We start from the raw sequence: 508 nt of genomic DNA, 5'->3' as shown, positions 1-508 counted from the left end.
CGCTGAACTCGGGCGCCGATTCGTACATGACGGACTTCGAGGATTCGAACGCGCCGAGCTGGACCAACCAGATCGACGGCCAGATCAACCTGAAGGACGCGGTGCGCCGCACGATCTCGCTCGAACAGAACGGCAAGTCGTACAAGCTCAACGACAAGATCGCGACGCTGATCGTGCGCCCGCGCGGCTGGCACCTCGACGAAAAGCACGTGACGGTGGACGGTCAGCGCGTGTCGGGCGGCGTCTTCGATTTCGCCCTCTTCCTGTTCCACAACGCGCAGGAGCTGATCGCGCGCGGCTCGGGCCCGTACTTCTATCTGCCGAAGATGGAACGCCATCTGGAGGCGCGCCTCTGGAACGACATTTTCGTCGCCGCGCAGGAAGCGCTTGGCGTGCCGCGCGGCACGATCTGCGCGACCGTGATGATCGAGACGATCCTCGACGCGTTCGAGATGGACGCGATCCTGTACGAACTGCGCGAACACAGCTCGGGCCTGAACGCGGGCCG

1 pseudogene is annotated in these 508 nt (G+C 64.2%); it reads left to right on the top strand.

Going from position 1 to position 508, the window contains the following annotated elements:
- Positions 1 to 26 precede the first annotated feature (26 nt).
- Positions 27 to 508 (top strand): annotated as a pseudogene (locus J5M67_RS27930) (malate synthase A); the annotation flags it as partial.

Origin of the sequence: Pseudomonas sp. 30_B, assembly GCF_017491605.1 — a bacterium.
In the GTDB taxonomy this organism is placed as follows: Bacteria; Pseudomonadota; Gammaproteobacteria; order Pseudomonadales; family Pseudomonadaceae; genus Pseudomonas.
The sequence above is the reverse complement of the archived record's forward strand: the minus strand, read 5'-3'. Positions and strand labels throughout refer to the sequence as shown.